24 protein-coding genes, 6 tRNA genes and 1 rRNA gene are annotated in these 26,575 nt (G+C 33.1%); 3 read left to right on the top strand and 28 right to left on the bottom strand.

Features of this window, described 5'->3' with window-relative positions:
- Positions 1-10 precede the first annotated feature (10 nt).
- The 5 genes from PYW35_RS02305 to PYW35_RS02285 all read right to left on the bottom strand — a co-directional run bounded on the left by PYW35_RS02305 (position 11) and on the right by PYW35_RS02285 (position 4,902).
- Positions 11-1,045 (bottom strand): alpha/beta hydrolase, encoded by a 1,035-nt coding sequence (locus PYW35_RS02305; protein WP_103323255.1) that lies wholly within the window; start codon positions 1,043-1,045, stop codon positions 11-13.
- A 48-nt stretch (positions 1,046-1,093) separates the two neighbouring features.
- On the bottom strand, positions 1,094-2,158 hold the full coding sequence (locus PYW35_RS02300; RefSeq protein ID WP_103323254.1) for a YkvI family membrane protein: 1,065 nt from the start codon (positions 2,156-2,158) through the stop codon (positions 1,094-1,096).
- Between the two features lie 311 nt (positions 2,159-2,469).
- The gene (locus PYW35_RS02295) at positions 2,470-3,900 is read right to left on the bottom strand and encodes an MDR family MFS transporter (RefSeq protein ID WP_103323253.1); all 1,431 of its coding nucleotides are present in this window, start codon (positions 3,898-3,900) and stop codon (positions 2,470-2,472) included.
- Between the two features lie 75 nt (positions 3,901-3,975).
- On the bottom strand, positions 3,976-4,473 hold the full coding sequence (locus tag PYW35_RS02290) for a hypothetical protein (RefSeq protein ID WP_103323252.1): 498 nt from the start codon (positions 4,471-4,473) through the stop codon (positions 3,976-3,978).
- A gap of 114 nt (positions 4,474-4,587) precedes the next feature.
- Complete coding sequence (locus tag PYW35_RS02285) at positions 4,588-4,902, bottom strand: CHY zinc finger protein (protein ID WP_103323251.1); 315 nt, start codon at positions 4,900-4,902, stop codon at positions 4,588-4,590.
- A gap of 140 nt (positions 4,903-5,042) precedes the next feature.
- On the opposite strand from PYW35_RS02285, the gene PYW35_RS02280 reads away from it, so the two are divergent.
- Together PYW35_RS02280 and PYW35_RS02275 are read left to right on the top strand one after the other, a co-directional pair.
- Positions 5,043-5,342: an ArsR/SmtB family transcription factor gene (locus PYW35_RS02280; RefSeq protein ID WP_016912821.1), complete on the top strand. Its 300-nt coding sequence runs from the start codon at positions 5,043-5,045 to the stop codon at positions 5,340-5,342.
- Positions 5,343-5,363: 21 nt separating this feature from the next.
- The gene (locus tag PYW35_RS02275) at positions 5,364-6,308 is read left to right on the top strand and encodes a cation diffusion facilitator family transporter (RefSeq protein ID WP_103323250.1); all 945 of its coding nucleotides are present in this window, start codon (positions 5,364-5,366) and stop codon (positions 6,306-6,308) included.
- 397 nt (positions 6,309-6,705) lie between these two features.
- Here the strand turns inward: PYW35_RS02275 and PYW35_RS02270 are convergent, their stop codons facing one another.
- The 4 genes from PYW35_RS02270 to PYW35_RS02255 form a co-directional block, all read right to left on the bottom strand.
- Positions 6,706-7,578 carry a nuclease-related domain-containing protein gene (locus PYW35_RS02270; RefSeq protein WP_103323249.1) on the bottom strand — a complete coding sequence of 291 codons (873 nt, stop codon included), beginning with the start codon at positions 7,576-7,578 and terminating at the stop codon, positions 6,706-6,708.
- Between the two features lie 163 nt (positions 7,579-7,741).
- The gene (locus PYW35_RS02265; protein ID WP_016912819.1) at positions 7,742-8,476 is read right to left on the bottom strand and encodes a metallophosphoesterase family protein; all 735 of its coding nucleotides are present in this window, start codon (positions 8,474-8,476) and stop codon (positions 7,742-7,744) included.
- An 18-nt stretch (positions 8,477-8,494) separates the two neighbouring features.
- Positions 8,495-9,142 (bottom strand): SDR family oxidoreductase, encoded by a 648-nt coding sequence (locus PYW35_RS02260; protein WP_103323248.1) that lies wholly within the window; start codon positions 9,140-9,142, stop codon positions 8,495-8,497.
- A 22-nt stretch (positions 9,143-9,164) separates the two neighbouring features.
- Entirely contained in the window at positions 9,165-9,689 is a 525-nt protein-coding gene (locus PYW35_RS02255) for a CHAP domain-containing protein (protein WP_103323247.1), read from the bottom strand.
- Between the two features lie 178 nt (positions 9,690-9,867).
- Here PYW35_RS02255 and PYW35_RS02250 point away from each other — a divergent pair, with 178 nt between their 5' ends.
- Positions 9,868-10,815 (top strand): hypothetical protein, encoded by a 948-nt coding sequence (locus PYW35_RS02250; protein WP_103323246.1) that lies wholly within the window; start codon positions 9,868-9,870, stop codon positions 10,813-10,815.
- A gap of 449 nt (positions 10,816-11,264) precedes the next feature.
- Here PYW35_RS02250 and PYW35_RS02245 read toward each other — a convergent pair whose 3' ends face one another.
- The 19 genes from PYW35_RS02245 to rrf all read right to left on the bottom strand — a co-directional run bounded on the left by PYW35_RS02245 (position 11,265) and on the right by rrf (position 26,507).
- The gene (locus tag PYW35_RS02245; RefSeq protein WP_103322602.1) at positions 11,265-11,921 is read right to left on the bottom strand and encodes a haloacid dehalogenase type II; all 657 of its coding nucleotides are present in this window, start codon (positions 11,919-11,921) and stop codon (positions 11,265-11,267) included.
- A 269-nt stretch (positions 11,922-12,190) separates the two neighbouring features.
- A complete protein-coding gene (locus PYW35_RS02240) occupies positions 12,191-13,045 on the bottom strand; it encodes an HAD family hydrolase (RefSeq protein ID WP_103322603.1) in 855 nt (284 codons plus the stop codon).
- Between the two features lie 75 nt (positions 13,046-13,120).
- The gene (locus PYW35_RS02235) at positions 13,121-13,900 is read right to left on the bottom strand and encodes an ABC transporter ATP-binding protein (protein WP_016912784.1); all 780 of its coding nucleotides are present in this window, start codon (positions 13,898-13,900) and stop codon (positions 13,121-13,123) included.
- Positions 13,901-14,005: 105 nt separating this feature from the next.
- Entirely contained in the window at positions 14,006-14,791 is a 786-nt protein-coding gene (locus tag PYW35_RS02230; RefSeq protein WP_103322604.1) for a VOC family protein, read from the bottom strand.
- A 242-nt stretch (positions 14,792-15,033) separates the two neighbouring features.
- Complete coding sequence (locus PYW35_RS02225) at positions 15,034-15,648, bottom strand: DedA family protein (protein ID WP_016912782.1); 615 nt, start codon at positions 15,646-15,648, stop codon at positions 15,034-15,036.
- 150 nt (positions 15,649-15,798) lie between these two features.
- Entirely contained in the window at positions 15,799-18,183 is a 2,385-nt protein-coding gene (locus tag PYW35_RS02220; RefSeq protein ID WP_103322605.1) for a heavy metal translocating P-type ATPase, read from the bottom strand.
- 13 nt (positions 18,184-18,196) lie between these two features.
- Positions 18,197-18,499 (bottom strand): metal-sensing transcriptional repressor, encoded by a 303-nt coding sequence (locus tag PYW35_RS02215; RefSeq protein ID WP_103322606.1) that lies wholly within the window; start codon positions 18,497-18,499, stop codon positions 18,197-18,199.
- 728 nt (positions 18,500-19,227) lie between these two features.
- Positions 19,228-21,030 (bottom strand): glutamine--fructose-6-phosphate transaminase (isomerizing), encoded by a 1,803-nt coding sequence (gene glmS / locus PYW35_RS02210; protein ID WP_103322607.1) that lies wholly within the window; start codon positions 21,028-21,030, stop codon positions 19,228-19,230.
- A gap of 490 nt (positions 21,031-21,520) precedes the next feature.
- Positions 21,521-22,873 (bottom strand): phosphoglucosamine mutase, encoded by a 1,353-nt coding sequence (glmM, locus tag PYW35_RS02205; protein ID WP_016913010.1) that lies wholly within the window; start codon positions 22,871-22,873, stop codon positions 21,521-21,523.
- Positions 22,874-22,894: 21 nt separating this feature from the next.
- On the bottom strand, positions 22,895-23,830 hold the full coding sequence (locus tag PYW35_RS02200) for a CdaR family protein (RefSeq protein WP_103322608.1): 936 nt from the start codon (positions 23,828-23,830) through the stop codon (positions 22,895-22,897).
- A complete protein-coding gene (cdaA, locus tag PYW35_RS02195) occupies positions 23,831-24,637 on the bottom strand; it encodes a diadenylate cyclase CdaA (RefSeq protein ID WP_016913008.1) in 807 nt (268 codons plus the stop codon).
- 142 nt (positions 24,638-24,779) lie between these two features.
- Entirely contained in the window at positions 24,780-25,685 is a 906-nt protein-coding gene (rocF, locus tag PYW35_RS02190; protein WP_016913251.1) for an arginase, read from the bottom strand.
- 196 nt (positions 25,686-25,881) lie between these two features.
- Positions 25,882-25,954 (bottom strand) — tRNA-Lys (locus tag PYW35_RS02185).
- 8 nt (positions 25,955-25,962) lie between these two features.
- Positions 25,963-26,037 (bottom strand) — tRNA-Gln (locus PYW35_RS02180).
- Positions 26,038-26,041: 4 nt separating this feature from the next.
- Positions 26,042-26,125, bottom strand: a tRNA-Tyr gene (locus PYW35_RS02175).
- Between the two features lie 18 nt (positions 26,126-26,143).
- Positions 26,144-26,219 (bottom strand) — tRNA-Val (locus PYW35_RS02170).
- A gap of 12 nt (positions 26,220-26,231) precedes the next feature.
- Positions 26,232-26,303 (bottom strand) — tRNA-Glu (locus PYW35_RS02165).
- A gap of 1 nt (position 26,304) precedes the next feature.
- Positions 26,305-26,379: transfer RNA gene (locus tag PYW35_RS02160), tRNA-Asn, on the bottom strand.
- Positions 26,380-26,392: 13 nt separating this feature from the next.
- Positions 26,393-26,507, bottom strand: a 5S ribosomal RNA gene (gene rrf / locus PYW35_RS02155).
- Positions 26,508-26,575: the final 68 nt, after the last annotated feature.

Genomic DNA, 26,575 nt, shown 5'->3' with positions numbered 1-26,575 from the left:
GTTTGTTTTTTTATTTATCTTTTTTAATAACTGTTTCAGATTCTTGACTTGCGTTATTCTCATATGGTGATTGTTTTGTATTGGCACCTAAGAACATCATGACACTGTTATAAGTCTTCTTAGACTCTTTTAAATTCATGTGAAATTGGTATTGATGACGTAAACCATGCGTACCATCAAAGAATGAAGTCGTTGTTTCTACACCTTGCTCATTTAAAACTTCATCAAATTCCCTATTTTGTGGATCGAATGGATCAGCATCCCCCACTGTTAAAAATGTAGGTGGATAATATTTCGTTACTTGATCGACAGTAGACAATTGATTTATTTGTGCAAAGTTCTTTTCCCATTCTTTCGTACCCGTATAACTTGTCATAAATAAATCGATTCTTGGAAATTCAGTACCTCTGACAGTTTGCATATTATAAAGGCCACCAAATAGAATGGCACCTCTTAAATAATCCCTCTTAATACTAGGCTTCATATCCATTTGCTGTTGTAACTTAGGATTAGTTTGAATTGCTACATATTGACTTGCAATTTGAGCGCCTGCAGAGTCACCACCATAGAGTATTTGTTTATAATCAATATTAAATTTATTTTTATGTTTCAACGTATATTTAGTTGCTTGATCTAATTGTTCTATCGGTGTTGGATATTGTGAATCAGGTGCTAAAGCATAATTAACATTTACAATGATATATCCTTTTTCAGCGATTTGTGCCAAGTATGGATTTTTAGGTCTTTTATCTCCTGCGATAAAACCACCGCCATGCGTCCAAAATATAACAGGTAATTTTTCGTTTTTCTTTATATTTGAAGGCATAATAACATCCATTTGACTATTTGGAGCGTTGTGCCCGTATGAAACATCACGTATCAATTTCACTTTTTTATTGTTAAGGAGTAATTGATTGGCTCTTTGAGCTTGTAATTGTATTTCTCGTTGCTTATGTTCCTGATATTTATTGTAAATATAAAATCCACTTACAACAACGATAATCGCTACAACCAAAATAAACAATCGTCGTTTTTTTCTCTTCATATGTTTCACTTCCTCATGTAAGAAGATAGTTTAACATATTCAATTATTTTATGCGATATGTTTTTTATTATCTTTTTTTCTTGAAATGTATTTAACAAGTATCGCACCACATATCACTAAACCAATTACACCCATTGCTGGATATAGCTTATCAATTAGTGCTGAGAAACCTACGAAACTTAAACCATACGCTAATAACATTGCTATTGTTAGTAATAAAACATATTTTTTAGAAAACGGCACTGTAAATCTAGCAGTAAATGAATACATTAATCCTAAAATAGTATTATACATAACCATTAACATAATAACTGATAACGCAAAACCAACTATAGGAGAAATCGTTCTAGCTAACGCTAATGTTGGAATTTCTACATCTTTGATACTAGGATATTCAGCTAATAAACCAGAATTAATAAGCGCTAATAATACCAAGTAGATAACGCCACCAATAATTCCACCTAATCCTGAAATTCTACGTTTATCAGCATCTCCACCTATTGCAATTAAAGTACTAAAACCTACAGAAAAGGCTAAGCCTCCGTAAATAAAGCCTTGAGCAATGCCCCAAAACAGACTTGGTTCTTCAACAGTACGATTAACTTCTAAAATACTAACATGTCCATTCATAAAGAAATAACCTGCAATTATAAGAATGATGATGATCAAGAATGGTGTCACCACACCTAAAGCTTTTACAATTTTATCAAAGTCTAATAAGAGCGTTACATAAATAACAGCACACATAATTAATGCGCCTAACCAAGTTGGCACACCAAAACTTTCTTGGAATGCAGAACCGGCACCTGCTATCATCGTGACAGATATTCCAAATAAGAAGAATATCAATATATAGTCGATGACAATACCAGCTTTACCGAATAAATAATTGATAGTAGAACTATGATCATCAGCATCTAGTGCTGTACCAATTTTGGCTACTTGTCTACCAAAAAAGGCTAACATGATTCCTGAAATAATCACCCCTAAATAGCCATACAAACCATAATGGGTAAAGAATTTCATTACTTCTTGGCCTGTTGAAAACCCTGCTCCAACTACGACACCTACATAGGCAAAACCTATTTTTGTTGCTTCTTTAACATTTGACACAAATGTTCCTCCTTATTTACATGTTCAACATATTGACATATACCCCATATATTCAAAAATATTCCATAAAATCAAAAGAGACTGAGTCTGAGACATAAATCCCACTTAAAATAAATCACCCAATCCATAGGAATAATTTTGGATTGGGTGATTTTTATATTTCTAATTTTGTAAAGTGCTGACGCCCGGGGGAATAGTATGTGCGAGAGACTACAGGCTCGAGCCATACCCCCAGGCAAGCATGCACGTTACAAAATCATTATAGTTTAGGACATTTATGTCCCAGACTCAGTCTGAAACCACAAATTTTATTAAGAATTTTCTTCCAATGATTTACTATAGTTTGCTCTTGTAACTGTAAATCCTACAATTACCGCAAAAGCTAATAATACAATACCAAACCAGTATGACTGATGTATGCCCTCAGTCATCGCATGATTAATTTGTTCTGTTGTTGGATTTTTAATACCTTTAAGTGCAGCGGTTTGACCACCATTCATAATACTGACAAATATCGCAATACCTAATGCGCCACCAATTGGTTGTAACATATTGGAAACAGCTGTTCCATGTGGGTACAATTCTTTTGGTAAGGCATTTACAGCATTCGTATTCGCTGGCATTAATACAGCAGAGATACTGATCATTAAAATGATATACACGACTACAAATACCCAAACTGAAATACCTGGGTGAATCGTTGAATAAAATATCGCAACACATAATAGTATAATTAATCCTGGTACAACTAGTTTTCTTGGTCCAACTTTATCAAATATTGCACCCATAAATGGTGATAAGAAACCATTCAATAGAGCTCCCGGTAATAAAATAAGTCCAGCAACTTTAGCACTGAATCCCATTGGTCCTTGTAAGTACATAGGCATAACAATTTCAGAGGCGAACATTGTCATAATTACAACAACAAATATGATGACGCCCTTCGTATAGTTATGGTACTTAAATACTTTTAAATCTAATAACGGTTCTTCTAATTTAAGTTGTCTCAATACAAATAACGTCATCGCGATTAAACCAACAATTAACGTTATAAAAATTGATGGATTAGTGAATCCACCTGCAGTACTACTTACTGAAGATACACTATAAATAATTGATGATATTCCTATTGTAGACAAAACAATTGAGAAAATATCGATTTTAGGTTTCGTAATTTCGCCAACATTTTGCAGATATCTATGGGCAAAAATAAACGTAAATAACATAAATGGAAGGACAATTAAAAATAACCATCTCCATCCCATATAATCTACAATCACCCCTGATAATGTCGGTCCTAATGCTGGTGCAAACATAATGACTAAACCAAATTGCCCCATAATTTTCCCACGTTCATTTTCGCTATATAACATGAGCATAGCATTCATAACTGTAGGAATCATAAGACCTGTTCCTGCAGCTTGAATCATTCGACCTACCAATAACATAGGAAAATTGACTGCTAACCCTGCTATTAAAGTTCCAAGTGAGAATATTGTTACTAACCCTAAAAATAACCTTCTCGTTGTAAACCATTGATTCACCACGGCAGACAATGGCGTTAGTACACCCATTACTAACATAAAACCAGTTGCCATCCATTGGACAGTTGGCGCATCTAAATTAAACACTGACATTAATTCTTTTAATGCAATATTTAAAAGCGTCTCGTTTAAAATCATGAAGAATGTACCAACTAAAAATACAATCATAATTATTTTTCTTTTAAACTGATTATCCATTTATATCTCCTAATATTTATTTTTTATAACTTTCCAATAATGGCATAAAAAATAAACCTAGTCAAACAACTAGGTTTAAGCATTTTGAGATTTAGATAGTTGTGCAAAGTCTACAACAACTTTATCCATTCTCTTAGCCGTTTCTTTCATTATATTTCTAGCAACTTTATTTTCAGGATCTATTTTTAGTATTTGTTTACTGATATCAAAAGCTTGTTTGTCAGAAAGCAAAGGTTCTGGAATTGCATGTAATAAAAGCATTTGCAACAAACTCTTCACTTCTTTGTGCTCGGTCAATACCATCGATCTTTCAGCATGATAATAAGCTGAACGAAACGCACCATCATTTTCACTATAAGGATAGACATGTAACAAAAACGCTAAGTCATGAAGTTCACTTGTTTCTTCCTTCTTAATAGAATCTAATATAAATGTATAAAACATTGTACTTTCTTCTTCGTGAGCTGCTGAAATGAAGTGTTCCTCAAATTCCAAGAAATTCACTTCGGACATCAATCTATATGCAGTATCAAATTCGCCACTTAATATATGACCCTTTATTAAATCTTTCATTCAATGTCCTCCTTCTCTCTATGCAACATTCACCTTATTCTTAAATCTCGTTTTTATAGTTAAAAATATTATAACACATTTTGTAATAAATTACCTTTAAATTCCGTTGGCAAATTAAATTTTAAAATACAAATGGTGATGATATTTGCATCGATGATTAAACCTTGAATCACAGTGTGGGCATACTTCTTTAAGCATATAATCATTTATTGAAAGTGTTTGTTTACACACGCCACACAAAATTGCATGTTCATCGAATTCACTTTTTTCCCATCTTTTAGCTTCATGTTTTTCACATTCATTATGACATTTATAACAAGGATAGAATTTGTTACAACATTTAAATTTAATTGCGATGATATCCAATGGTGTTTGGTAATGCTCACATCTAGATTCATCATCTACTGTTAAACCATATATATTTACCATAGTATCCTCCAAAATTTTTATTCAAACAAACATCTCATAATAATGTCTATTTTGTCAATTTATAATCCATTGACAGAAAACGTTATTTTTAATAGAATTAACATATGAACATATATTCATATGTAGAGGAGAAGATGTTAATGAGTACTTACAATATATTAGACGATGAAACACTGTTACTTGTATCACAAACTTTTAAAGCGTTAAGTGATCCAACACGCGTAAAAATATTACATTTATTATGTACAGGTAGACATTCAGTTGGTTGTATAGCTGAAACACTTTCATTAAGCCAATCTTCAGTATCTCATCAGTTGAGATTTTTAAAGAATCTTCGTCTTGTGAAATTTGAACGTGAAGGAAAGAGTATCTACTACTCCATTGACGACGACCACGTTATTTTATTATTAAAACAAGCAATCGAACACGCTAAACATTAATACAATTTTGGAGGTGTTTTCATGGGACATGAACATCACGGACATGAGCACAACCATGTTCATACAAACAATAAAAAAATATTGCTAATTTCATTCTTTATCATAACGATATTTATGATTGTAGAAGTAATTGGTGGATATGTAACAAATAGTTTAGCATTGTTATCAGACGCTGGTCATATGCTAAGTGATGCAATTTCATTATTTATTGCACTTATGGCTTTTAAATTTGGTGAACGTGTCGCAAACCAACGTAAAACTTATGGTTATCGCCGTTTCGAAATTTTAGCTGCTTTTATTAACGGCATTTTGTTGATTGCAATTAGCTTATATATTTTCTATGAAGCAATTACACGTTTTATAAATCCACCAGAAGTCGCATCAACAGGTATGCTTATTATAAGTACACTTGGATTAATCGTTAACTTATTTATTGCTTGGTTAATGTTTAAAGGTTCTGATACTAAAAACAACTTAAATATGCGAGGCGCCTTTATTCACGTACTCGGTGACTTACTCGGTTCAGTCGGTGCAATAGTCGCAGCACTCATCATGTTAACATTTGGTTGGAAGATCGCTGACCCAATCGCAAGTGTTGTTGTTGCAATATTAATTATAAGAAGCGGGTATGGCGTTACAAAATCAGCATTAAATGTGTTGATGGAAGGCACTCCTTCAAACATCAATATACATGAAATTTCAGAAACAATCACATCCCATCCAGATATTATAGATGTACATGATTTACACATATGGTCAATCACAAGTGATTTAACAGCATTAAGTTGTCACGCAGTTGTAGATAGAAGAAAGACAGTATTAGAATGTGACATTATAATAGAAGAAATCAATCACAAATTAAATGACAAATCCATACACCATGCCACAATCCAATTAGAAACAACAGACCATCAACACGATAGTTCCTTATTATGTTGTATGGATCATAAAGAGCATGTTCATTAAAAAAGTAAGCACGAGGCTTTGTTAGACTCGTGCTTACTTTTTTGTTAATACAGATTTTGATTGAGTTATGGTATTTGTTGAAGTTAAGGTTGAGATAAAATCGGAGTATGACTAGCTTTAATATTTGGTTGGATAGATAATTTAGAACTGAAACGCACAATATCTTTTGAGTCTTCGTGCGTTTTATCCAATATTTACCATAATCGCACGATATCTATTGAGTCTTCGTGCGTTTTATCCATATTTTACCATAATCGCACGATATCTTTTGAGTCTTCGTGCGTTTTATCCAATATTTACCATAAACGCACAATATCTTTTGAGTCTTCGTGCGCTTTGCTTTAGTTTCCCATAACACACATAAATTTATATTTTCATTTGTCGGTATACAACCTTATTAATAGTATACTTTAGTTTTATTTTTCAATTTAACTTTAAAATGACCTTTCATTATATATAAAAGGGTATTTCTATGTACTCCATTACACCATTTCCTTGCTTCTCTCATTGTAAATGGGGCGCCTTTAATACATAACAATTCTTCAAGTGTCTTCAAGATTAGTTCTTTTCTAGAAACTGTCGTGTAGCAATTATGACAAGTAATCATTTTCTGTTTGTTCTCTAGTGATCTTTCTATTATATTCATACAATATGTACATCTTATACCTGGTTTTACATTTTCAAATTTATAAATTGGATATTGGTTAAACTCATCTTCAAATGGGTCGTGAAGCGTTTGTAACGTAGTTTTAATTAAGTAGTTATTTTGGGGTTCGTTGTTTTGAATTAATTGGTTTATTTTTTTAATTTGCGTAGGTAAAATAAATAAATCATCGTTTGTATCACCAGAGAGGGTGAATTTATCATTAGTAAAAACGAGATAACTCTTTACTATTCTTTGTATATTCAACTTGGTAATAATATGCTCTAAATAATATTCGTTTCTCTCTAACTGTGCGGATGGGTATTTAATTATAAATCCATTTTGTCCGATTAAATTGCCGTCTTTAAATTCATATGCGCCGTAATAATTTTTAATTTCAAATTGATATATGACTTTATCTGTTATCACAATAAAATCATATTGATAATATTGGTTGTTTTTCAATTGTAAATTATATATGTACTCTACATGGTTTATAGATTTTAATATACTTATAAATTTATCTTCACCTTCTCTTCCCTTTTTATAATTTTCATACTTTTGTATTTCTTGGTTGCTAAGTTCTATTCTCCCTATTAATGATTCTATTAAAGTGTAATAATTCATTATTATAAAAACACCTCTTTCCTGAATTTTACATTTCCATTTTAATCCAATTCAAACAAAAAATCGAGGCTGGGACAATTGAATTGTCTCAGCCTCGATTTTAATATTGGCAAGGAAATCTTTTTCAAGAAACATAAGATTTCTATCCTACTCCTGATTACTATTATATAAATGATTCAAAAATAAGTTGTTTGCCTGGTACATCTTTTTCATCAAATCCATCTAAAAATGGTTGATTATCATATGGTACTTTAACGCGTTCTACATTTATTGCGCCGTTGTTAACTTCGACGATTCCATATACTGCATAAGCACCGTTGTTTAAACCGACTGATCCTGGATTAAAGTATATTGTTTCAATATCATCAAAGTGATGTAACACGTGATTGTGTCCAAAGGTTACAAAGTCAGCATCTATACCATTGAATAATCCGTGTACATGTTCTAATGATGGGTCAATAATTGGTTCAAATGGATCTTCACTAATATGTTGCTTCATATTTTCTTCGAGTATGCGGTAATGCGTGAAATAAAAGTTTAACCCTTCTATTTCTTGCGTAACTTCACGTTGCAACCCATCCAAGAAGTTATAATATTTTGTATCTAGATGTTCAACTATCCATTGATGATGTTCGTAAAATTTATTTTTCAAACTTTCTGGATAAGGTTCATTATGTGCAACTGCCATAATCGCTTCATCATGATTTCCTGAAATATAAGTCATATCATCTCGATTTGTTACAACTTCAAGAACTTCATTTGTTCTATGACCAACACCGATATTATCGCCTAAGTTATAAATGTGTTCGATATCGTGTCTGCTATCTATATCATCAAGCACCGCTGTTAAAGCATCATAATTTCCGTGTATATCTGTTAAAATTGCAAATTTAACCATAATACAACTCCTTAATGATTAGTTATTAAATTGGTCTACCGCTTCTTTAATGTCTACGTCGCCTGAAACAACTTGAAATTCTTGTCCAATTTTCTTATCATTATTCAACACTTCTACTAACACGCTCGCAACATCTTTACGTGTTACTTTTCCAGGCTCAACTTCTTCAGCTAATTCTACTTTTCCTAATCCTTCGTCATTAGTTAATCCACCAGGATGTACGATTGTATATGGTATACCTGAATTTCTCAAATGTAAATCTGCATAATGTTTCGCAATTGTATAAGGTTTTAAGTCACCTTCGAAAGCTGATCTTCTAGTATCAAATGAAGATACGAGTACGAAATGTTTAGTTCCTACTTTTTTACTAGCTTCTATCGATTTAACAGCACCATCTAGATCGATGATAATTGTTTGATCTGCTCCAGTATGTCCGCCAGATCCAGCAGTGAATACTACTTTATCAGCATCTTTTATTTTTTCAGAAATGTCATCAATATCATCATATTCTAAATCAAGTGGCGCAGTTTTAGCACCTAATTCTTCAAAGAAAGCTGCTTGACTATTTTTTCTAATACCTGCAGTTACTTCATTTCCTTGTTCTACTAAGTCTTTTACTAAATGACGTCCTATTTGTCCATTTGCACCTATTACGAATATATTCATTTAAAACACTCCTTTTAATTTTTTAATGTATAAATTGATAATTACTTAATCTATCAGGGGTAATTAACCTTTCTGTCACTTCATATGGTTTTTCATAATTCATATCTGAAACGACAATTGAACCATCACTTTTCACTTTATTGACGATTGCAACATGTCCTAACTTGCCATAATCTGTTTGTAAGATCGATCCTTCACTAGGTGTACCGTTAACTTTAAAGCCTTCTTCTTTAGCACGATTGTCCCAATTTTTAGCGTCACCCCATGATGACCCAATTCTTTTATCAATCTTTAACCTTTCTTCATAAACATAAAATGTACATTGACCTTCTTGGTAGTAATTTCCTAACGAGCGGTCATCTGTCTTATCATTTTTCTTAATTTGTTCTGTTCGTAAAGCTATTTCTTTTTGCTTCAATTGCGTTTTAATATCTTTAGTATAATCATGTACAAATTCAAAACCACCTTGGCTTTTAAAAAGCAGTGCCATTGCAATAATCGAAGTCCATGTTGCAAGTATAACAATGAAGCGGAATAACTGTTTCATAGCTCACTCCTAAAAATCTTATACTTTAAATATATGAGTAATTTAATATGATATCAAATAAAGTGCCTATTACGATCTTATAAATGCTTATATTTAAAATCCCTTTTGCCAATTAAATGCCATTCGAAATGTTTTTTATGGTACCCTAATAATACAAATAGACAACGAGGTGAATCATATGTTTCAATTTCAACTGGACTACTTTAGAAATGGACAAGGATTCCATTTAAAAACAATTTTATTATCGATTATTTCTTCAGTTATTATGTTCCTATTAATGTTAATACCGGGGATTTCATTTTTAATTGGTGTTATTTCGTTAATATCTTCCCAAGACTACTCTGGAGAACCTTCTGGAGCTGGCCTTGCAATATTTATAATATCCATATTAATAGGGTTTTTACTAACAATTTTATTATATATCTTTGTATTAATTCCTTTGAGTTACGGAATGCTAAAATTTTACAAAGATACTGATTTAGGGATTAATCCACGTTTTAATGACTTATTCATGTTCTTAAAAAAAGGGAATTATGTTAAAACATTAAAACTAACTGTTATTATTGGTTTAATCTGTATCGCAATGTCCATCGCGATATCAATTATCGTCTCCATCGTACAATTGATATTCTACGTAATATTTGGTACTTCAATGGCATTGATGCTAGAAAGTGGATTTAGTGAAAACACTGGAGTAATGTCTGTATCATATGTTGTGTTAATGCTATTCATGATATTAATATTATTCGCTTTATATATACCTTTATATTACTTAAGTATCTTTATCACTAATACCATACTTGTACATATCGACCAAAGATCTTTACCAACACTTACTAAGTTCTCAATTGGTTGGAACATTACAAGTAAAGGGCCACACAATGCTTGGAAACTATTATTCAGCAACATAATATACATTGTGGTTTCAGCTATCATCATAGGCATTTTAACAGGTATATTTGCTATGATCTTGTCATTTATGCCTACTGCTTTACAAATTATATTTGGTATTTTAGGATTCATTCTATACATCATATTCCTGATTGCGATGAATTATTTCATTTATGGAAGCATAATGAACTTCTATCATAAAAATAAAAATGCACTTTATCCGCAAAATAATTAATATATTATAATGAAATGCTCATTCTAGCTGCCAACAGATGTTGGCAGCTTTTTATTTTAAAATCTTACGATTTTGAAAGTGCATGCTTGCCTGGGGTATGGCTCGAGCCTGTAGTCTCTCACGCATACTATTCCCCCGGGCGTCAGCACTTTGCAAAATCGTAAAGGACAAATTATAAAGATTTTTTACTATTTATCATGTGGACCTTCACTTGATAAATTCAAAGTAAAATTCAACATAGAATCAACTCCTAAATAAAATTTCAGCTACTCTATAATATAATTTTTTAATATTGGGCATTTTTTAGCGCTGACTCCTGCGGGAACAGCATGATTCGAAGACTACAGGCTGAGAACATGCCCGCGGAAAGCATGCGCATAAAAAAATGCCGAAAAAGTTTAAGATTTTGCCGACACACTGAAGCTTCCAACATATGTTGGCAGCTTTTTTTATAATAAATCTTTCACACCATATATAGATTGGAATTCATAATCTGGTTCAACTTCTATATATTCAAACTCACTGAAATTTCGGTTAATCCAAGCAGTTTGAAAACCAAACTTTTGAGCACCTACTATATCCCACTTGTTTGACGACACGAACAGAACTTCATTTTTTTCACATTCAACCTTTTCTTCTAACAACATATAGGCGTTTGAATTAGGCTTGTACATCGCAAATTCCTCAAGGGATAAAATATATTTAAAACTGTTCTCTATATTTGAATGCGCCAATACTTTTTCAATCATTTCACGATTACCATTACTAAAAATAACTTTATCAACACGTGTCATTTCATTTAATGTTTGTGATACTTCGGGAAATACTGTTAATCGATCATATGCTTCCATACATTCATGAATATCCTTTAATGAATAATCAAATTCGTTTCGATCAAGTACATATTCAAGTGCGTCTTTTATGACTTTACTAAACGGTTTATATTGATCAACAAGCTGCCTTACGTGGGTATATTCAATAAGTTTGTGTCGCCAGGCTTTAGCTATTTTTTCACCGTTTCCTGGAAATAGTTTCTCACATTTTCCTTGAACACTATTTATATCAAATAAAGTCCCATATAAATCAAAGACAAGAGTTTTAATCATATCATCACTCCTTTTAGCTCCGTTCATTTTATTATATCCAAATGTATATAAAACAATCATATAAAATATATTGTTAGCAATATATTTGTGCACATATGCTAGGCAAACATGGATTTTACAATATAAAAATCACCCAATCCGAAAATGTCTTTACCGGATTGGGTGATTTATTTTGAGAAAGGACATGATGCCGCTTGCTCTATCATTATATTCACAGCAACTAACTGACTTGGAATCTTTATATCAATTAGAATTCTGTCTTACACGATTTAGTTGATTAAAAATTTCTCTGTTAAATAATCAGCTACACCGTTTTCTTCGTTTGTGCGTCTAGTCACTTCTTTACCTAATGCTTTAATATGATCTGGTGCATTTTTCATAACAATTGGATAATCCACATGCTCTAACATTTGTTTATCATTATCACTATCACCGATTGCATATGTTTGAACATCATGATCTATGCCTATATATTTTAAAGCAGCTTGAATAGCCGTTGCTTTGTTTACACCTGATGGCATCGTTTCTAGATTACATGGTGTTGAATGAGAAATTGAAATATTGAGTTCTTCTTGCATAGGTAATATTATTTCTTCCCATTTCTTAATTTCTGATTTATGTTTTTTGAAAAAGTAAAATTTTGAATAGGCATCTTCTGGTATTTCGTCTACCCATTCTAATTTTTCACTGATGGCTTCTTGTCGAGATTTCCATTCATTAATTTCTACATCGCCTGTTTTATCCGTTGTTATTTCTGATAATAGCAACGTTTTATCACGGTTTAAAGCAATTCTATCTTTATAATATGGGAACAATTCATAATATATTTGATGTTCTTCTGCTAGATCAACTAGTTTATGTACAGTTTCCATCGGTAACACATTTTTGAATATCTCTTGACCATTAATATAACCTACCGCACCATTTGATGATAAAATACCATCTACTTCAAAATTCTCAGGTACTAAATACGGAATCTCGTCATATGCTCGTCCCGTAGCTATAAATACTTTAATGCCTTTTTGTCGAACTTCTTGAATAACCTCATTTGTATGTTGAGATACTCTATTTTCTTCATTTAAAATGGTACCATCCATATCTAAAAACACTGCTTGCGTTGTCATGTTGAATCCTCCATATCATTTATCAATATCTATTATTTCATGTGCCTATTAGAAAGGCAATTTTTTAAATTCATATTACTTTTTAGACAATATCGGTCTATCATTCTTAAAGGTAACATCAACATTAATATTGAATAATTCACTCATATTTTTATCATTAACAACAGATTGTATATTTCCAGATTCAAACACTTCTCCATCTTTTAATAATAAGATTTTTTTAAATACAGGGAGTACTTCTTCTAAGTGATGCGTAACATATATCATTGTAGGTCCATTTTTATCTTGACCAATATTGCCGATTCTTTCTAACAAATCTTCTCTTGCCACGAAATCTAAGCCATTTGTAGGTTCATCGAGAATAAGCAGCCTAGGTTCAGACATTAATGCACGACCAATTAATACGCGTGTTTGTTCACCTTGTGATAAAGTCCCGAATCTACGATTAATATAATGTGTAATGCCTAATGTTTCACAAATCGCTTTTGCTTTTTCTTTAATTTGTTCACTAGGCTCTTCATATACACCTATAGAAGCAAAAGCTCCACTTATGACTGTCGTAAATGCATTGTCTTCTTGTCGCATTTTTTTAAATAAAGATTGAGAAACGTAACCAATTTGTTTTCTAATACCGTCAGCAGAATACCCTGGTTTGCCTTGTTTCATATCTAATATTTCAAATTCACCTGAAGAAGGTGCCGTATAAGCATTAATAATATCAAGTATTGTAGATTTACCAGCACCATTTAATCCATACAATACCCAATGTTCGCCATCATTTATTTCCCAAGAAATATCTTTTAATATGTATTTACCTTCACGTATCCAATTAATATTTTTCAAATCAAGAAGCATATTTGCATCCCCTTTATTAAACTATATTTACAATATTCACTTATTGTACATGAAAGTTTAGTTATATTAAAGTTGATTGGATGTGAAGGTAATATAAAACTATTATCACGCAGGATTTATTTCAAATCGTAAACCATCTGGTGAAGTCACAACTTTTGTTTCAACATTTGGCTGTTGTATCATAATATTCGCTAAGCCATAACTGTTGTCTGATTCTTCTCTCGGTTTATTTGATTGCCACGTGTTAATCGCAATATGATGATGATAATTTTTTGTAGACATAAATAAAGCATTCGGAAAGTTGCATACTACCGGATTTAAACTCAAAGTATTTAAATAAAATGATTTTGACGCATCTATATCATTTGTCTTTAAATGTAAGTGCCCAATTATAGCACCATGAGGCATGCCGTTCCATCCTTCAGCTGAAGCTTGTTCAATTAACGCCTCAGCATTTACTTCATGTGTATCCATCTGCACATTGCCATCGTTCCAGTTCCAATTACGTGAATCACGATCTCTGTATACTTCTATACCATTTCCTTCAGGATCATTTAAATATAAAGCTTCAGACACTATATGATCGCCAGCACCTAACGGAACATTTAATTTTGAAGCATGTATAAGAAAGTCAGCTAAATCCGCTGTTGTAGGCAATAATAGCGCAATGTGGAATAAACCCGCTTCTCTCATGCTAGGCTGTCTACCTTCCTTTAATAAATTTAAAGTAATCGTATGACCTGACTGACCAATTTCAAATACTGTTTGGTTTTCAGTCTTATTTATTACTGTTAATCCTATTATACTGTCATAAAAAACAGTCATTTTTTCTAAATCTTTCACATTTAATGTTATACCTTTAACTAATACTGCATCGCTACCGTGAAACATATATAGCACCTCTTTTTTATTTTCTATATCAATAACTTTAGTATACTTTATATACTATAAAAAGTATACTTATATGTCTAGCAATTAAAAAAATCCATAAACGCTCTACCATTTGGTAAATACGTCTATGGATAGTTCTCTTTATAATTCTAATTCTAGTCTCACCATATCTTTGCATTGTGTACCATTCTCAAAAAGTTGATTATCATCGGCAAAAGTTATCATTACTTCACCTTCAACATTTAATTTTGGGAAGTTTTCTTCCTTTTAATAAACCAAACAATAAATACAACAATGCCAATCGCTATAACGGCATACATAATATTGGAATAGACATCCATATAGTTAACGATTTGATGCCAATTATCGCCAACTTTAGCGCCCACGATAACTAAAACTAAATTCCAAATAAGCGTTCCTAAAGTTGTTAATAGTAAGAATAACCATTGATTCATACCGCTCATACCAGCTGGAACAGAAATCAAGCTTCTAATAAGTGGTATAAACCTACAGAAGAATACTGTCCATGGACCATACTTATCAAACCATGCATCAGCTTTTCTTACATCTTCCTTAGTTAATCTAAGATACTTACCCCACTTTTCGATAATTCTTTCGATTCTATCGACGTTAAGTATACGACCAATCCAATATAAAATAACTGCTCCAACAACTGAGCCAATAGTAGATGCAATAACCACTCCGATTATCGTCAGCTCTGATTTAGTCGTCATAAAGCCACCAAACGTCAAAATCACTTCAGACGGAATGGGTGGAAAAACATTTTCTAATAATATCAATAAGGCTATACCTACATAACCAAATTGTTCCATCACACTTGTAATCCAACTCTCCATTAATTTGCTCCTTTAAGTTGTTCTTTCTCTATAGATACCTTTTCAAGCTAAAAAGTAAACCTTTAAAAATAATGATATTTAAAACATAACGTTTAAATATCATTATATAATAAAACAATCATAAGAAGAGTCAGACTTAAGAATGAATATTTATAATTTCACTTTTTTTAATCTCAATGCGTTTGTTACAACACTAACTGAACTTAACGCCATAGCAGCACCTGCAACCCATGGAGCTAATAATCCTAATGCAGCTATTGGAATGCCAGCTGTATTATAACCAAATGCCCAGAATAAGTTTTGTTTTATATTTTTTATAGTAGCATGACTAATTTTAATTGCTTTTGGTATGAGCAACAAGTCTCCACCTAAAATGGTTACATCCGCCGCTTCAATTGCAACTTCTGTTCCTGTACCTATTGCAATACCTATATCTGCTATAGCCAATGCTGGTGCATCATTAACACCATCCCCAACCATCGCTACTTTTTTACCTAAGTTTTGTAATTCTTTTATTTTGTTTGCTTTTTCTTCTGGCAATACTTCTGATATTACGTGATGAATACCTACTTGGTTTGCGATCGCTTGTGCCGTTCTTTCATTATCACCGGTAAGCATTATCACTTCCATGCCTTCTTCATGCAACATTTTAATCGCTTCAGGTGCATGCTCTTTAATTGTATCTGCTACAGCCACGATACCTTTAAATGTGTTATCAATTGCAACTAGCATCGCTGTCTTACCTTCAGTTTCCAAATTAGATAAATCTTTCTCAAATATGTTTATATCAATACCGTGCTCTGACATCAATTTTCTATTACCTACTAAAATCTCTTTACCATTCACATGCGCTTTTATACCGTATCCTGGTATAGCATCGAAATCATCTACATTGTTAATTGTTATATCTTGTTCTGTTGCATATGCCACGATAGCTTCAGCTAATGGATGTTCTGATCCTTTTTCAGCACTGGCCAATAATTGTAAAGTTTCTGCATCTCCAGTATAGTCAGTCACTTCAGGTTTCCCTTTTGTAATGGTTCCAGTCTTATCCAAAACAATCGTATTTAGTGCATGTGTGCGTTCTAAATGTTCTCCACCTTTAAATAAAATACCACTTTCTGCTGCTTTTCCAGTTCCCACCATTATTGATGTAGGTGTAGCCAACCCTAGTGCACATGGACAAGCTATAACAAGAACGGCAATTGCTGCTACAAGTGCATTTTCAAATTGTCCTGCATCAATTAAAGTAATCCATATTACGAAAGTTAAAATAGCTATACCGACTACTATTGGAACAAAGTAACCTGATATAACATCTGCCAATCGTTGAATAGGTGCTTTAGATCCTTGTGCTTCTTCAACGATTTTAACGATTGATGCTAACGCTGTTTCTTTACCTACTTTAGTTGCTTTAATATTAATTAAGCCATTTTTATTAATCGTTGATCCTATAACTTCTTCGTTGATTGATTTTTCTACTGGTATAGATTCACCTGTTATCACAGACTCATCAATAGATGTTCTACCCTTTTCTATAACACCATCTACAGGTACCTTTTCACCAGGTTTAATATTTAATATATCTCCAACAACGACATCTTCTACGGGAATCATCACTTCTTCATGATTACGAATGACTCTCGCTTCTTTTGCTTGTAAGTTTAATAGTGAAGATAGCGCATTTGTCGTTTGACTTTTAGCACGTTTTTCTAAATATTTACCAAACAAGATTAGCGTAATTAAAACTGCACTTGTTTCAAAGTATAAATGCGGCATATACGCTGGATTAGCAATTGTTTTTATCGCTTCATATAAGCTATAAAAATATGCTGCACTTGTACCTAATGCAACAAGTACATCCATATTTGCGCCGCCATTTTTCAAGTTTTTATAAGCGCCAACATAAAATTGCCAACCTATTATAAACTGAACGGGTGTGGCTAAAGTAAATTGAAACCAAGGATTCATTAAAATTTGTGGTAAAGAAAGATTAAACAAATGAACAAACATTGTTAATATAAGTGGCAACGACAAAACACCTGAAACAATAAGCTTTATTTTCATCTGTTTAACTTCATTTTCTTTATATGACTTTTTATCTTTTGAATCATTTTGAGACTTAGCATCGTAGCCAATTTTTTTAATTTTATCAATAATTGATTTTTCATCAATCAATTCTGGATTATATTCAACATTTGCTTGTTCAGTAGTTAAGTTTACAGAAGCTTTTTCAACACCTTCTTGTCGATTTAATACTTTTTCTATTCGACTTGAACATGCGGCACATGTCATGCCATAAATATCTAAATCCACTTTTTCAGTTAGCACACCATATCCTAAATTTTCTATTTTTTTCTTAATATCGGATAAGTTTGTGTCATCATCATTGAATGTAATAGAAGCTTTCTCTGTAGATAAATTGACTTGAGCTTCCACACCATCCATTCTATTCAACACTTTTTCAATTCGACTTGAGCATGCCGCACATGTCATACCTGTCACGCCAACAGTTACTTGTTTAGAATCATTCATTTAATGAACCTCCTCACTTAGAAAATTGTTTAAGTACACTCATCAACTCATCTATCGTCTCATCACCTTCGCCATTTTGAATAGCATCTGTAACACAATGTTTAATATGGCGTTCCGTTACTGCAAACCCTACATTTTTTAAAGCAGATTGAACAGCACTAATCTGCACGAGAATATCAACACAATATCTATCTTCATCAACCATACTTTGTATACCTCTAACTTGCCCTTCAATACGTTTAAGTCGATTAATTACTTTATCTTTTTCCTCTTTCGTTCTTGGTGTTACTGTATGTTCATGTAAAGACTCACCCATAAACTCACGTCCTCTCTTTAATTAATACTATACCCCCCTACCGTATATTATTCAATTTAAATGCTCAAAACAAAAAAAGCCTAGGACATAAATGTCCTAAACTATAATGATTTTATAAAGTTTTTTTGCTATTTATCATGTGGACCTCGACTTGATAAATTCAACGGCTCTATTTATCATGTGGACCCTGACTTGATAAATTCAACGGCTCTATTTATCATGTGGACCCTGACTTGATAAATTCAACGGCTCTATTTATCATGTGGACCTTCACTTGATAAATTCAACGGCTCTATTTATCATGTGGGACTCGACTTGATAAATTCAACAGCTCTATTTATCATGTGGAGCCTGACTTGATAAATTCAATGGCTCTATTTATCATGTGGACCTCGACTTGATAAATTCAACGGCTCTATTTATCATATGGAGCCTGACTTGATAAATTCAATGGCTCTATTTATCATGTGGACCTCGACTTGATAAATTCAAAATAAAATTTAACATAGAATCAACTCCTAAATAAAATTTCATCTATTTTATAATATAATTTGTTAATATTCGGTATTTTTTTAGCGCTGACTCCTGCGGGGACAGCATGATTCGAAGACTACAGGCTGAGAACATGCCCGCGGAAAGCATGCGCATAAAAAATGCCGACAAAGTCTAAAAACTTTGTCGACACACTGAGTCTAGGACATAAATGTCCCAAACGCTTTATATATAAATTATTCTACAGTAACTGATTTAGCTAAGTTACGTGGTTTATCTACGTCACAACCTCTGTGTAATGCTGCGTAATAAGAAATAAGTTGTAATGTAACAACTGAAACAAGTGGAGATAACATTTCATGTACATGTGGTATAACATACGTATCATGATCGTGTTCTAAACCTTCCATTGAGATAATACATGGATGAGCGCCACGTGCTACTACTTCTTTAACGTTACCACGAATTGATAAGTTAACTTTTGCTTGTGTAGCTAAAGCAACAATTGGTGTACCTTCTTCAATTAAAGCAATCGTTCCGTGTTTCAATTCTCCACCAGCAAATCCTTCTGCTTGTATATAAGAGATTTCTTTAAGTTTTAATGCACCTTCAAGTCCAACATAGTAATCCAATGTACGTCCAATGAAGAATGCGTTACGAGTCGTTTCTAAAAAGTCTTTTGCAATTTGTTCCATTTTTGGTGCATCGTCAACAATTGCTGTAATTGCTGTCGTCACTTTTGCTAACTCAGGTATAATATCAACACCTGTTTCTTTATTATGTGCATTAGCCACTACTTGAGAAAGAATTGCTAATACTGCTATTTGAGCTGTATATGCTTTTGTAGAAGCAACAGCGATTTCTGGACCTGCATGTAAGATCAATGTATGATCCGCTTCACGTGATAGCGTAGAGCCTGGAACGTTCGTGATTGTTAATGCTTTATGTCCTAAACGTTTCGCTTCTACTAATACTGCACGGCTATCTGCTGTTTCACCTGATTGTGAAATAAAGATAAATAATGGTTTTTCAGATAATAAAGGCATGTTATAAACAAATTCAGATGCAACATGTACTTCTGTTGGCACGCCAGCCCATTTTTCAATAAACTCTTTACCTACTAAACCTGCATGATAACTTGTACCACAAGCAACGATATAAATTCTATCAGCTTGAGCTACATCGTCGATGATTGCTTTATCTATTTTAAGATTGCCATCTTCATCTTGGTAATTTTGAATAATGTTACGCATAACACCAGGTTGTTCATGAATTTCTTTTAACATGTAATGTTCATAAGTACCTTTTTCAACATCTGAAGCATCGATTTCAGCTTTATAGCTATCTCTTTCGATTACTTCACCATCTTGATTTTTAATGATTACTTCATCACGTTTAACAATTACAATTTCATTGTCTACTAATTCTTTGTAAGTATCTGTAACAGCTAACATCGCAATTGCATCTGAAGCAATAACGTTAAAGCCTTCTCCGATACCAACTAATAGAGGTGATTTATTTTTAGCTACATAAATTGTTTCTGCATCTTGTTCATCTAATAAACCAAGTGCATAAGAACCATGTAATAATGATAATACTTTATTGAAAGCTTCTTCAGTCGTCAAACCTTCATTAGAGAAGTGTCCGATCAATTCTACAATTACTTCAGTATCAGTATCTGATTTGAATGTGATACCTTCTAAATATTCACTTTTTAGTTGTTCATAATTTTCAATTACACCATTGTGTACTAGTGTAAAACGTCCAGATGTAGATTGGTGAGGGTGAGCATTTTCATAGTTTGGCACACCGTGTGTTGCCCAACGTGTATGTCCAATACCAATATTTCCATCGAAATCATCTGAAGCTGCTTTACGTAATTCAGCTATTCTACCTTTTGCTTTAAACACTTTAATTTCTTCTTCGTTTCTAACAGCAATACCTGCTGAATCATAACCTCTATATTCTAGTTTTTCTAAACCTTTAAGTAACAATTCTTTAGCATTTTCTGAACCTATATATCCTACTATTCCACACATAAACAAATTTCCTCCAATTTTAAATAAGCGGTTAGACATTCCAAAATATCGTCCAGTCGCTTTCAATACTTAATTTAATTTATGGCTATTTCAATGACTTTGGACATACAGTCACCTGTATGCTTTAAACATTGAACTTTCGAATGGGCCACATCCGGGATAGCATCCGCCGATAATTCGATAACTATCCTCCTCGTCAACAAAGACAACAACATTCATTCAACATGTATCTGAATATACACGCATCTACAGTCATGTATGATCTTTGTTCAGGCGCTATAAGTTTCCTTATTTTAACAAACCTCACATTCCTCCTTAAGTAAGCTTCCTTCATTCTACAATGAATTAGTAAGTAGTGCAATTATAATACGATATTTCATTTTAATATGTTACTTTCTAACACATTTTTAACTACATTTCCCATTCAGCCAGCTACTCACAATAAAATAAAGAGGCAGAGACAATTAACTTGTCCCCACCTCTATTACTATTATTCAATGCCCATTTCGTCTTTTACAACTTCTGCAATACTATTTACATATCTTTCAGCATCTTCTTCTGTTTTAGCTTCTACCATCACTCGAACTAATGGCTCAGTTCCTGAAGGTCTTACTAATATACGACCTTCACCATTCATTTCAACTTCCACTTTAGTAATGATTTCTGCAACTTTTGTATTTTCTTCTACGCCGTATTTGTCAGAAACTCTTACATTCACTAATCTTTGTGGATATTTTTTCATTTTGCTCGTTAAATCACTAAGACTTTTTCCAGATCTTTTAACGATGCTTGCTAAATGTGCACCCGTTAATAATCCATCACCAGTTGTATTATAATCCATAAGAACAATATGTCCAGACTGCTCGCCACCAAGACTATAAGAAGCTCGTCTCATTTCTTCAACAACATATCTGTCGCCTACTTTTGTTTTATTAGATTTAATACCTTCTTCTTCAAGTGCTTTATAAAAGCCTAAATTACTCATAACAGTAGAAACAACCATATTGTCTTTTAAGTCACCATTTTTAGCCATATCTTGAGCTAAAACGAACATAATTTGGTCTCCGTCAACGATTTGACCCTTTTCATCTACAGCAATAATTCTATCGCCATCTCCATCAAATGCTAAGCCTAAATCAGCACCATAATCTACTACAGCTTTAGCCAATTCTTCTGGATGTGTAGAACCGACATTCAAATTGATATTATATCCGTCAGGTTTACAACCAATCGTTTCACTATTTGCCTCTAAATCTCCAAATAAGTATGGTGCAAGTGAATATGTAGCACCATGCGCGCCATCTAACACAATTTTCAGTCCATCTAAATCTCCATCAACTGTAGATTTAATATAGCTTATATATTTTTGAGCACCTTCAAAATAATCAGAAGTATGATTTAATTGGTTCCCAGTTGGTCGTGGTAAGTTATCTTCTGTTGAATCTAATAGTTTTTCAATTTCTAATTCTTCTTCATCAGTTAACTTAAAGCCATCTGGTCCAAAGAATTTAATGCCATTGTCAGCAACAGGGTTATGAGAGGCACTGATCATTACACCAAGGTCAGCATCTACTTCTCTCGTTAAATATGCAACACCAGGAGTAGAAATAACACCTAATCTCATTACTTCTGCACCAATTGATGAAAGACCAGCAATTAAAGCTGATTCTAACATTTCTCCAGAAACACGTGTATCTCTACCTACTAATACCTTTGGATTCTCACTATTGTGTTTCTTTGATAATACATAACCCCCAAATCTACCTAATCTGAATGCGATTTCTGGCGTCAACTCAGAATTGGCTACACCTCTTACACCGTCAGTACCAAAATATTTGCCCATTATAATTCTCCTTTAATTCCATTAGTTTTTAGAAGTTTCAATTTTTGCTTCAACATCTTTAACATCTGCTTCATCCACACCATCAGGCAAGTCCAAACCAACTGTTTTAGTTGTATTTCCATCAACGTTAGAAACATCAACAGGTACATCTATTGATCCAATGCCATCAAGTACATTTCGTGAACCATATATTTTAACTTCAGTTTTATCTAAATTAATCTCATTTATAATAATACCTTTTGAGGTTGAACCCTTTGTAATGGGATTTAAACTCACTGTTTTACTAGATCTCGCTACTTTTATATTTACATTTACTGTATCTGGTCTAATTTGTACATCCAATTTATTTAAGTTACTATCAAGCACACTGATACCAGCTTTTTCAGTTGTATTGTCTGTTAATTGCTTGTTTTCATCCAACGTTGCTTTAACATAGGCAATTTTATTCAACTCTTCCTGGCCACCAGTAATCGTTACTTGCGATGGACTGATCGTTTCTCCAACTAATTCGTAACCTGAAGCAATTCTATTTTGATTGATTTCAGCTTCAATCGGATATTTTTTCGATACTTTTTCTTGTAATGTAACATTAGCACTTTTTGGAATAACTGTAGCTTTTAACTCATCACTTAAACCTTTAATTTTAAAGTTTTCTTTATATTGACCAACTGATTTATTTCGTAGATCCAATTCTACTTTAAAATTCAATAATTTCTCAGCTTGTAAAATTGTTGATTGAGGTCCTGAAACTTTTACATCTACAGTTTTAGGTGCACCAGACAAATATAATTCTTTCGTATTATATAACGTATCAACAGGTACATCCTCTATAGTATGCGCAGAATTTTTCAATGCATTTTCTGAAAACAAACTTCCGAATACATTATTAACAGATAAAAACATGAGTAATGCTAGTATTAAAGCTACAAAACGTAATCCCCATTTAGACTCTAGCATCTACTTCACATCCTTTCTGCTTTGAACAGAACCAAACCAATGCTCAACTAGTAATTCTCTAAATGCTTCACTTGATATTTCTTTTCTAAGTTTGCCGTTAATCGTTACAGAAATCGAACCCGTTTCTTCAGATACAACAACTGTAAATGCATCTGATACTTCTGATATTCCTACAGCTGCTCTATGTCTAGTACCTAAACTTTTAGAGATTTTCTGACTATCAGATAAAGGTAAATAACTTGCCGCTGTAGCAATTTTTTGTTCTTGGATGATCATTGCTCCATCATGTAATGGCGTATTAGGAATGAAAATATTAGTGAGTAACTCTTGAGAAATGTCAGCATTAATAGGTATACCTGTTTCTATGTAATCTTGCAGTCCTGTTTCTTTTTCAAACACAATTAATGCACCAATTCTTCTTTTAGCCATATATTGCACTGCTTTATCGACACTATCAGTTAACCTTTCTTGTTCTGCTGATGTCGTGACATTGACTCGTTTAAATAAACTTCCACGCCCTAATTGTTCTAAAGCTCTTCTGAACTCTGGTTGGAATATTACAATGATTGCTAAAAAACCCCACTGCAATACAAAATCAAATAGGACTGTAGTAGTTGTTAAATTTAAAAAATTACTTACTGTTCTACCTATTATGATGAAAAATATACCTTTTAATAATTGTATCGCTTTTGTACCTTTAACAACAGTTATAATCAAGTACAATACATACCATACAATAATTAAATCAAGTATACCTGTTATAACCTTTAAGGCACTTAATTCACCAAAAATATCAGGTAACTGCATAGTATCTCCTCCGTGTTTCATTTACCTAGTGCTTATTATAACAATTTTTTAGATATATTGTTAATTTAATTATATATAAAATAAAAAAAGTCTCTTCATTAGAGACTTCTTTATTTAAATATATTCTATAGACAATTGTCAATTACAATAATTTTTCACCGAAGAATGATCCCATCAAACCTATAGCTTGGTGTGCAGTCTTGTTATACTCATCAATAAGAGGATTAACTTCAACTAAATCAGCTGAAACAATCAAATTGGATTCATGTAGCATTTCCATTGCTAAATGACTTTCTCTATATGTTACACCTCCAGGGACAGTCGTTCCTGTACCAGGTGTTTCAACAGGATCTAAAGCATCTACATCAAGAGAAAGATGAATACCATCTGTTTTATCTTTCAAATAATCGATTGTTTCAGAAATGACTTTACTCATTCCAAGTTTATCGATATCTGCCATCGTGTATGTACGGATGCCTACTTCTTTAATATATTCCTTTTCCCCATCGTCTAAATCTCTCATCCCTATTAAGACAACATTCTCAGGTTTCACTTTATTTTTATATCCACCAATATTAGTCAGATTCTCGTCTCCATCACCTAATAACGCTCTTAAAGGCATACCGTGAATATTACCACTCGGAGAAGAATCTAATGTATTTAAATCACCATGAGCATCATACCAAATCACACCCAAATTTTCATAGTGTTTACTAATACCTGCAATTGAACCAATGGATAAAGAATGATCTCCGCCTAGAATGAGTGGGAAATTATTTTTACGCTTTGTTTCATTTACAGCTTCATATAAATTAGTAGAAAACTTAATAACTTCATCTAAATTTCTTAACCCTTTTTGTTCGTTTTTATATTTTTTCATGTCAATGGCTGGTGATTCGACATTACCTTTATCTATTACTTCATGACCTATATTTTCTATTCTTTCTATTAAACCTGCATATCTTAATGCGTCTGGCCCAAAATTAACGCCTAATTTACGCTGACCAAAAGCTGTTGGTGCACCTATAATCTCAATGCATTTTTTCATGAAATAAAATCCCCCTTATTTAGCATTACTATTACATTCTAGTATATGTAAGCACTTACATCAAGCTATACAAGGTTTTGTGGATATTATTAATATATTCCAAATATTTATGCGTATATGTATAAATATATGTATATTTTTCTTATAATAAAAAACAAAAAAAAGAGACGCTAGTATAAACTAGGTCTCTTACTTATGAGCCATAGAGGATTCGAACCTCTGACCCTCTGATTAAAAGTCAGATGCTCTACCAACTGAGCTAATGGCTCTAAAAAAATGGCTGGGCTAGCTGGATTCGAACCAGCGGGTGACGGAGTCAAAGTCCGTTGCCTTACCGCTTGGCTATAGCCCAATCATGGTGGAGGGAGGCAGATTCGAACTGCCGAACCCGAAGGAGCGGATTTACAGTCCGCCGCGTTTAGCCACTTCGCTATCCCTCCAGCTTATTTACTTGAAAATGGTGGAGAATGACGGGTTCGAACCGCCGACCCTCTGCTTGTAAGGCAGATGCTCTCCCAGCTGAGCTAATTCTCCATGAATAAAAAATGACCCCTACGGGATTCGAACCCGTGTTACCGCCGTGAAAGGGCGGTGTCTTAACCGCTTGACCAAGGGGCCATGGCTCCACAGGTAGGACTCGAACCTACGACCGATCGGTTAACAGCCGATAGCTCTACCACTGAGCTACTGTGGAATAATGAATATTTGCCCGGCAACGTCCTACTCTCGCGGAACGTAAGCCCAACTACCATCGGCGCTAAAGAGCTTAACTTCTGTGTTCGGCATGGGAACAGGTGTGACCTCTTTGCTATCGTCACCAGACAAATAAAAATTATATTAGAATGTATTGCACATTCAAAACTAGATAGTAAGCAGATTTTACGGCAAAA

This window comes from Mammaliicoccus vitulinus (genome assembly GCF_029024305.1).
Classification (GTDB): Bacteria; Bacillota; Bacilli; order Staphylococcales; family Staphylococcaceae; genus Mammaliicoccus; species Mammaliicoccus vitulinus.
Note: the sequence above shows the minus strand (reverse complement) of the source record. Positions and strands in the feature narration are given on the sequence as shown.

Excerpts from the sequence above, each read along its gene's own strand:
- PYW35_RS02215 (WP_103322606.1), bottom strand. The coding sequence starts at position 18,499 with ATGGGTGAGTCTTTACATGAACATACAGTAACACCAAGAACGAAAGAG.
- PYW35_RS02305 (WP_103323255.1), bottom strand. The coding sequence starts at position 1,045 with ATGAAGAGAAAAAAACGACGATTGTTTATTTTGGTTGTAGCGATTATC.
- PYW35_RS02220 (WP_103322605.1), bottom strand. The coding sequence starts at position 18,183 with ATGAATGATTCTAAACAAGTAACTGTTGGCGTGACAGGTATGACATGT.
- PYW35_RS02255 (WP_103323247.1), bottom strand. The coding sequence starts at position 9,689 with ATGAAACAGTTATTCCGCTTCATTGTTATACTTGCAACATGGACTTCG.
- PYW35_RS02290 (WP_103323252.1), bottom strand. The coding sequence starts at position 4,473 with ATGAAAGATTTAATAAAGGGTCATATATTAAGTGGCGAATTTGATACT.
- PYW35_RS02245 (WP_103322602.1), bottom strand. The coding sequence starts at position 11,921 with ATGATTAAAACTCTTGTCTTTGATTTATATGGGACTTTATTTGATATA.
- cdaA (WP_016913008.1), bottom strand. The coding sequence starts at position 24,637 with ATGCAGTTACCTGATATTTTTGGTGAATTAAGTGCCTTAAAGGTTATA.
- glmS (WP_103322607.1), bottom strand. The coding sequence starts at position 21,030 with ATGTGTGGAATAGTAGGATATATAGGTTCAGAAAATGCTAAAGAATTG.
- PYW35_RS02265 (WP_016912819.1), bottom strand. The coding sequence starts at position 8,476 with ATGGTTAAATTTGCAATTTTAACAGATATACACGGAAATTATGATGCT.
- rocF (WP_016913251.1), bottom strand. The coding sequence starts at position 25,685 with ATGAAAAAATGCATTGAGATTATAGGTGCACCAACAGCTTTTGGTCAG.
- PYW35_RS02230 (WP_103322604.1), bottom strand. The coding sequence starts at position 14,791 with ATGTTTCACGGTAGCGATGCAGTATTAGTTAAAGGTATAACATTAAAT.
- PYW35_RS02285 (WP_103323251.1), bottom strand. The coding sequence starts at position 4,902 with ATGGTAAATATATATGGTTTAACAGTAGATGATGAATCTAGATGTGAG.
- PYW35_RS02295 (WP_103323253.1), bottom strand. The coding sequence starts at position 3,900 with ATGGATAATCAGTTTAAAAGAAAAATAATTATGATTGTATTTTTAGTT.
- glmM (WP_016913010.1), bottom strand. The coding sequence starts at position 22,873 with ATGGGCAAATATTTTGGTACTGACGGTGTAAGAGGTGTAGCCAATTCT.
- PYW35_RS02225 (WP_016912782.1), bottom strand. The coding sequence starts at position 15,648 with ATGGAGAGTTGGATTACAAGTGTGATGGAACAATTTGGTTATGTAGGT.
- PYW35_RS02275 (WP_103323250.1), top strand. The coding sequence starts at position 5,364 with ATGGGACATGAACATCACGGACATGAGCACAACCATGTTCATACAAAC.
- PYW35_RS02240 (WP_103322603.1), bottom strand. The coding sequence starts at position 13,045 with ATGACAACGCAAGCAGTGTTTTTAGATATGGATGGTACCATTTTAAAT.
- PYW35_RS02260 (WP_103323248.1), bottom strand. The coding sequence starts at position 9,142 with ATGAATATATTCGTAATAGGTGCAAATGGACAAATAGGACGTCATTTA.
- PYW35_RS02270 (WP_103323249.1), bottom strand. The coding sequence starts at position 7,578 with ATGAATTATTACACTTTAATAGAATCATTAATAGGGAGAATAGAACTT.
- PYW35_RS02200 (WP_103322608.1), bottom strand. The coding sequence starts at position 23,830 with ATGCTAGAGTCTAAATGGGGATTACGTTTTGTAGCTTTAATACTAGCA.
- PYW35_RS02235 (WP_016912784.1), bottom strand. The coding sequence starts at position 13,900 with ATGCTTCTTGATTTGAAAAATATTAATTGGATACGTGAAGGTAAATAC.
- PYW35_RS02280 (WP_016912821.1), top strand. The coding sequence starts at position 5,043 with ATGAGTACTTACAATATATTAGACGATGAAACACTGTTACTTGTATCA.
- PYW35_RS02250 (WP_103323246.1), top strand. The coding sequence starts at position 9,868 with ATGTTTCAATTTCAACTGGACTACTTTAGAAATGGACAAGGATTCCAT.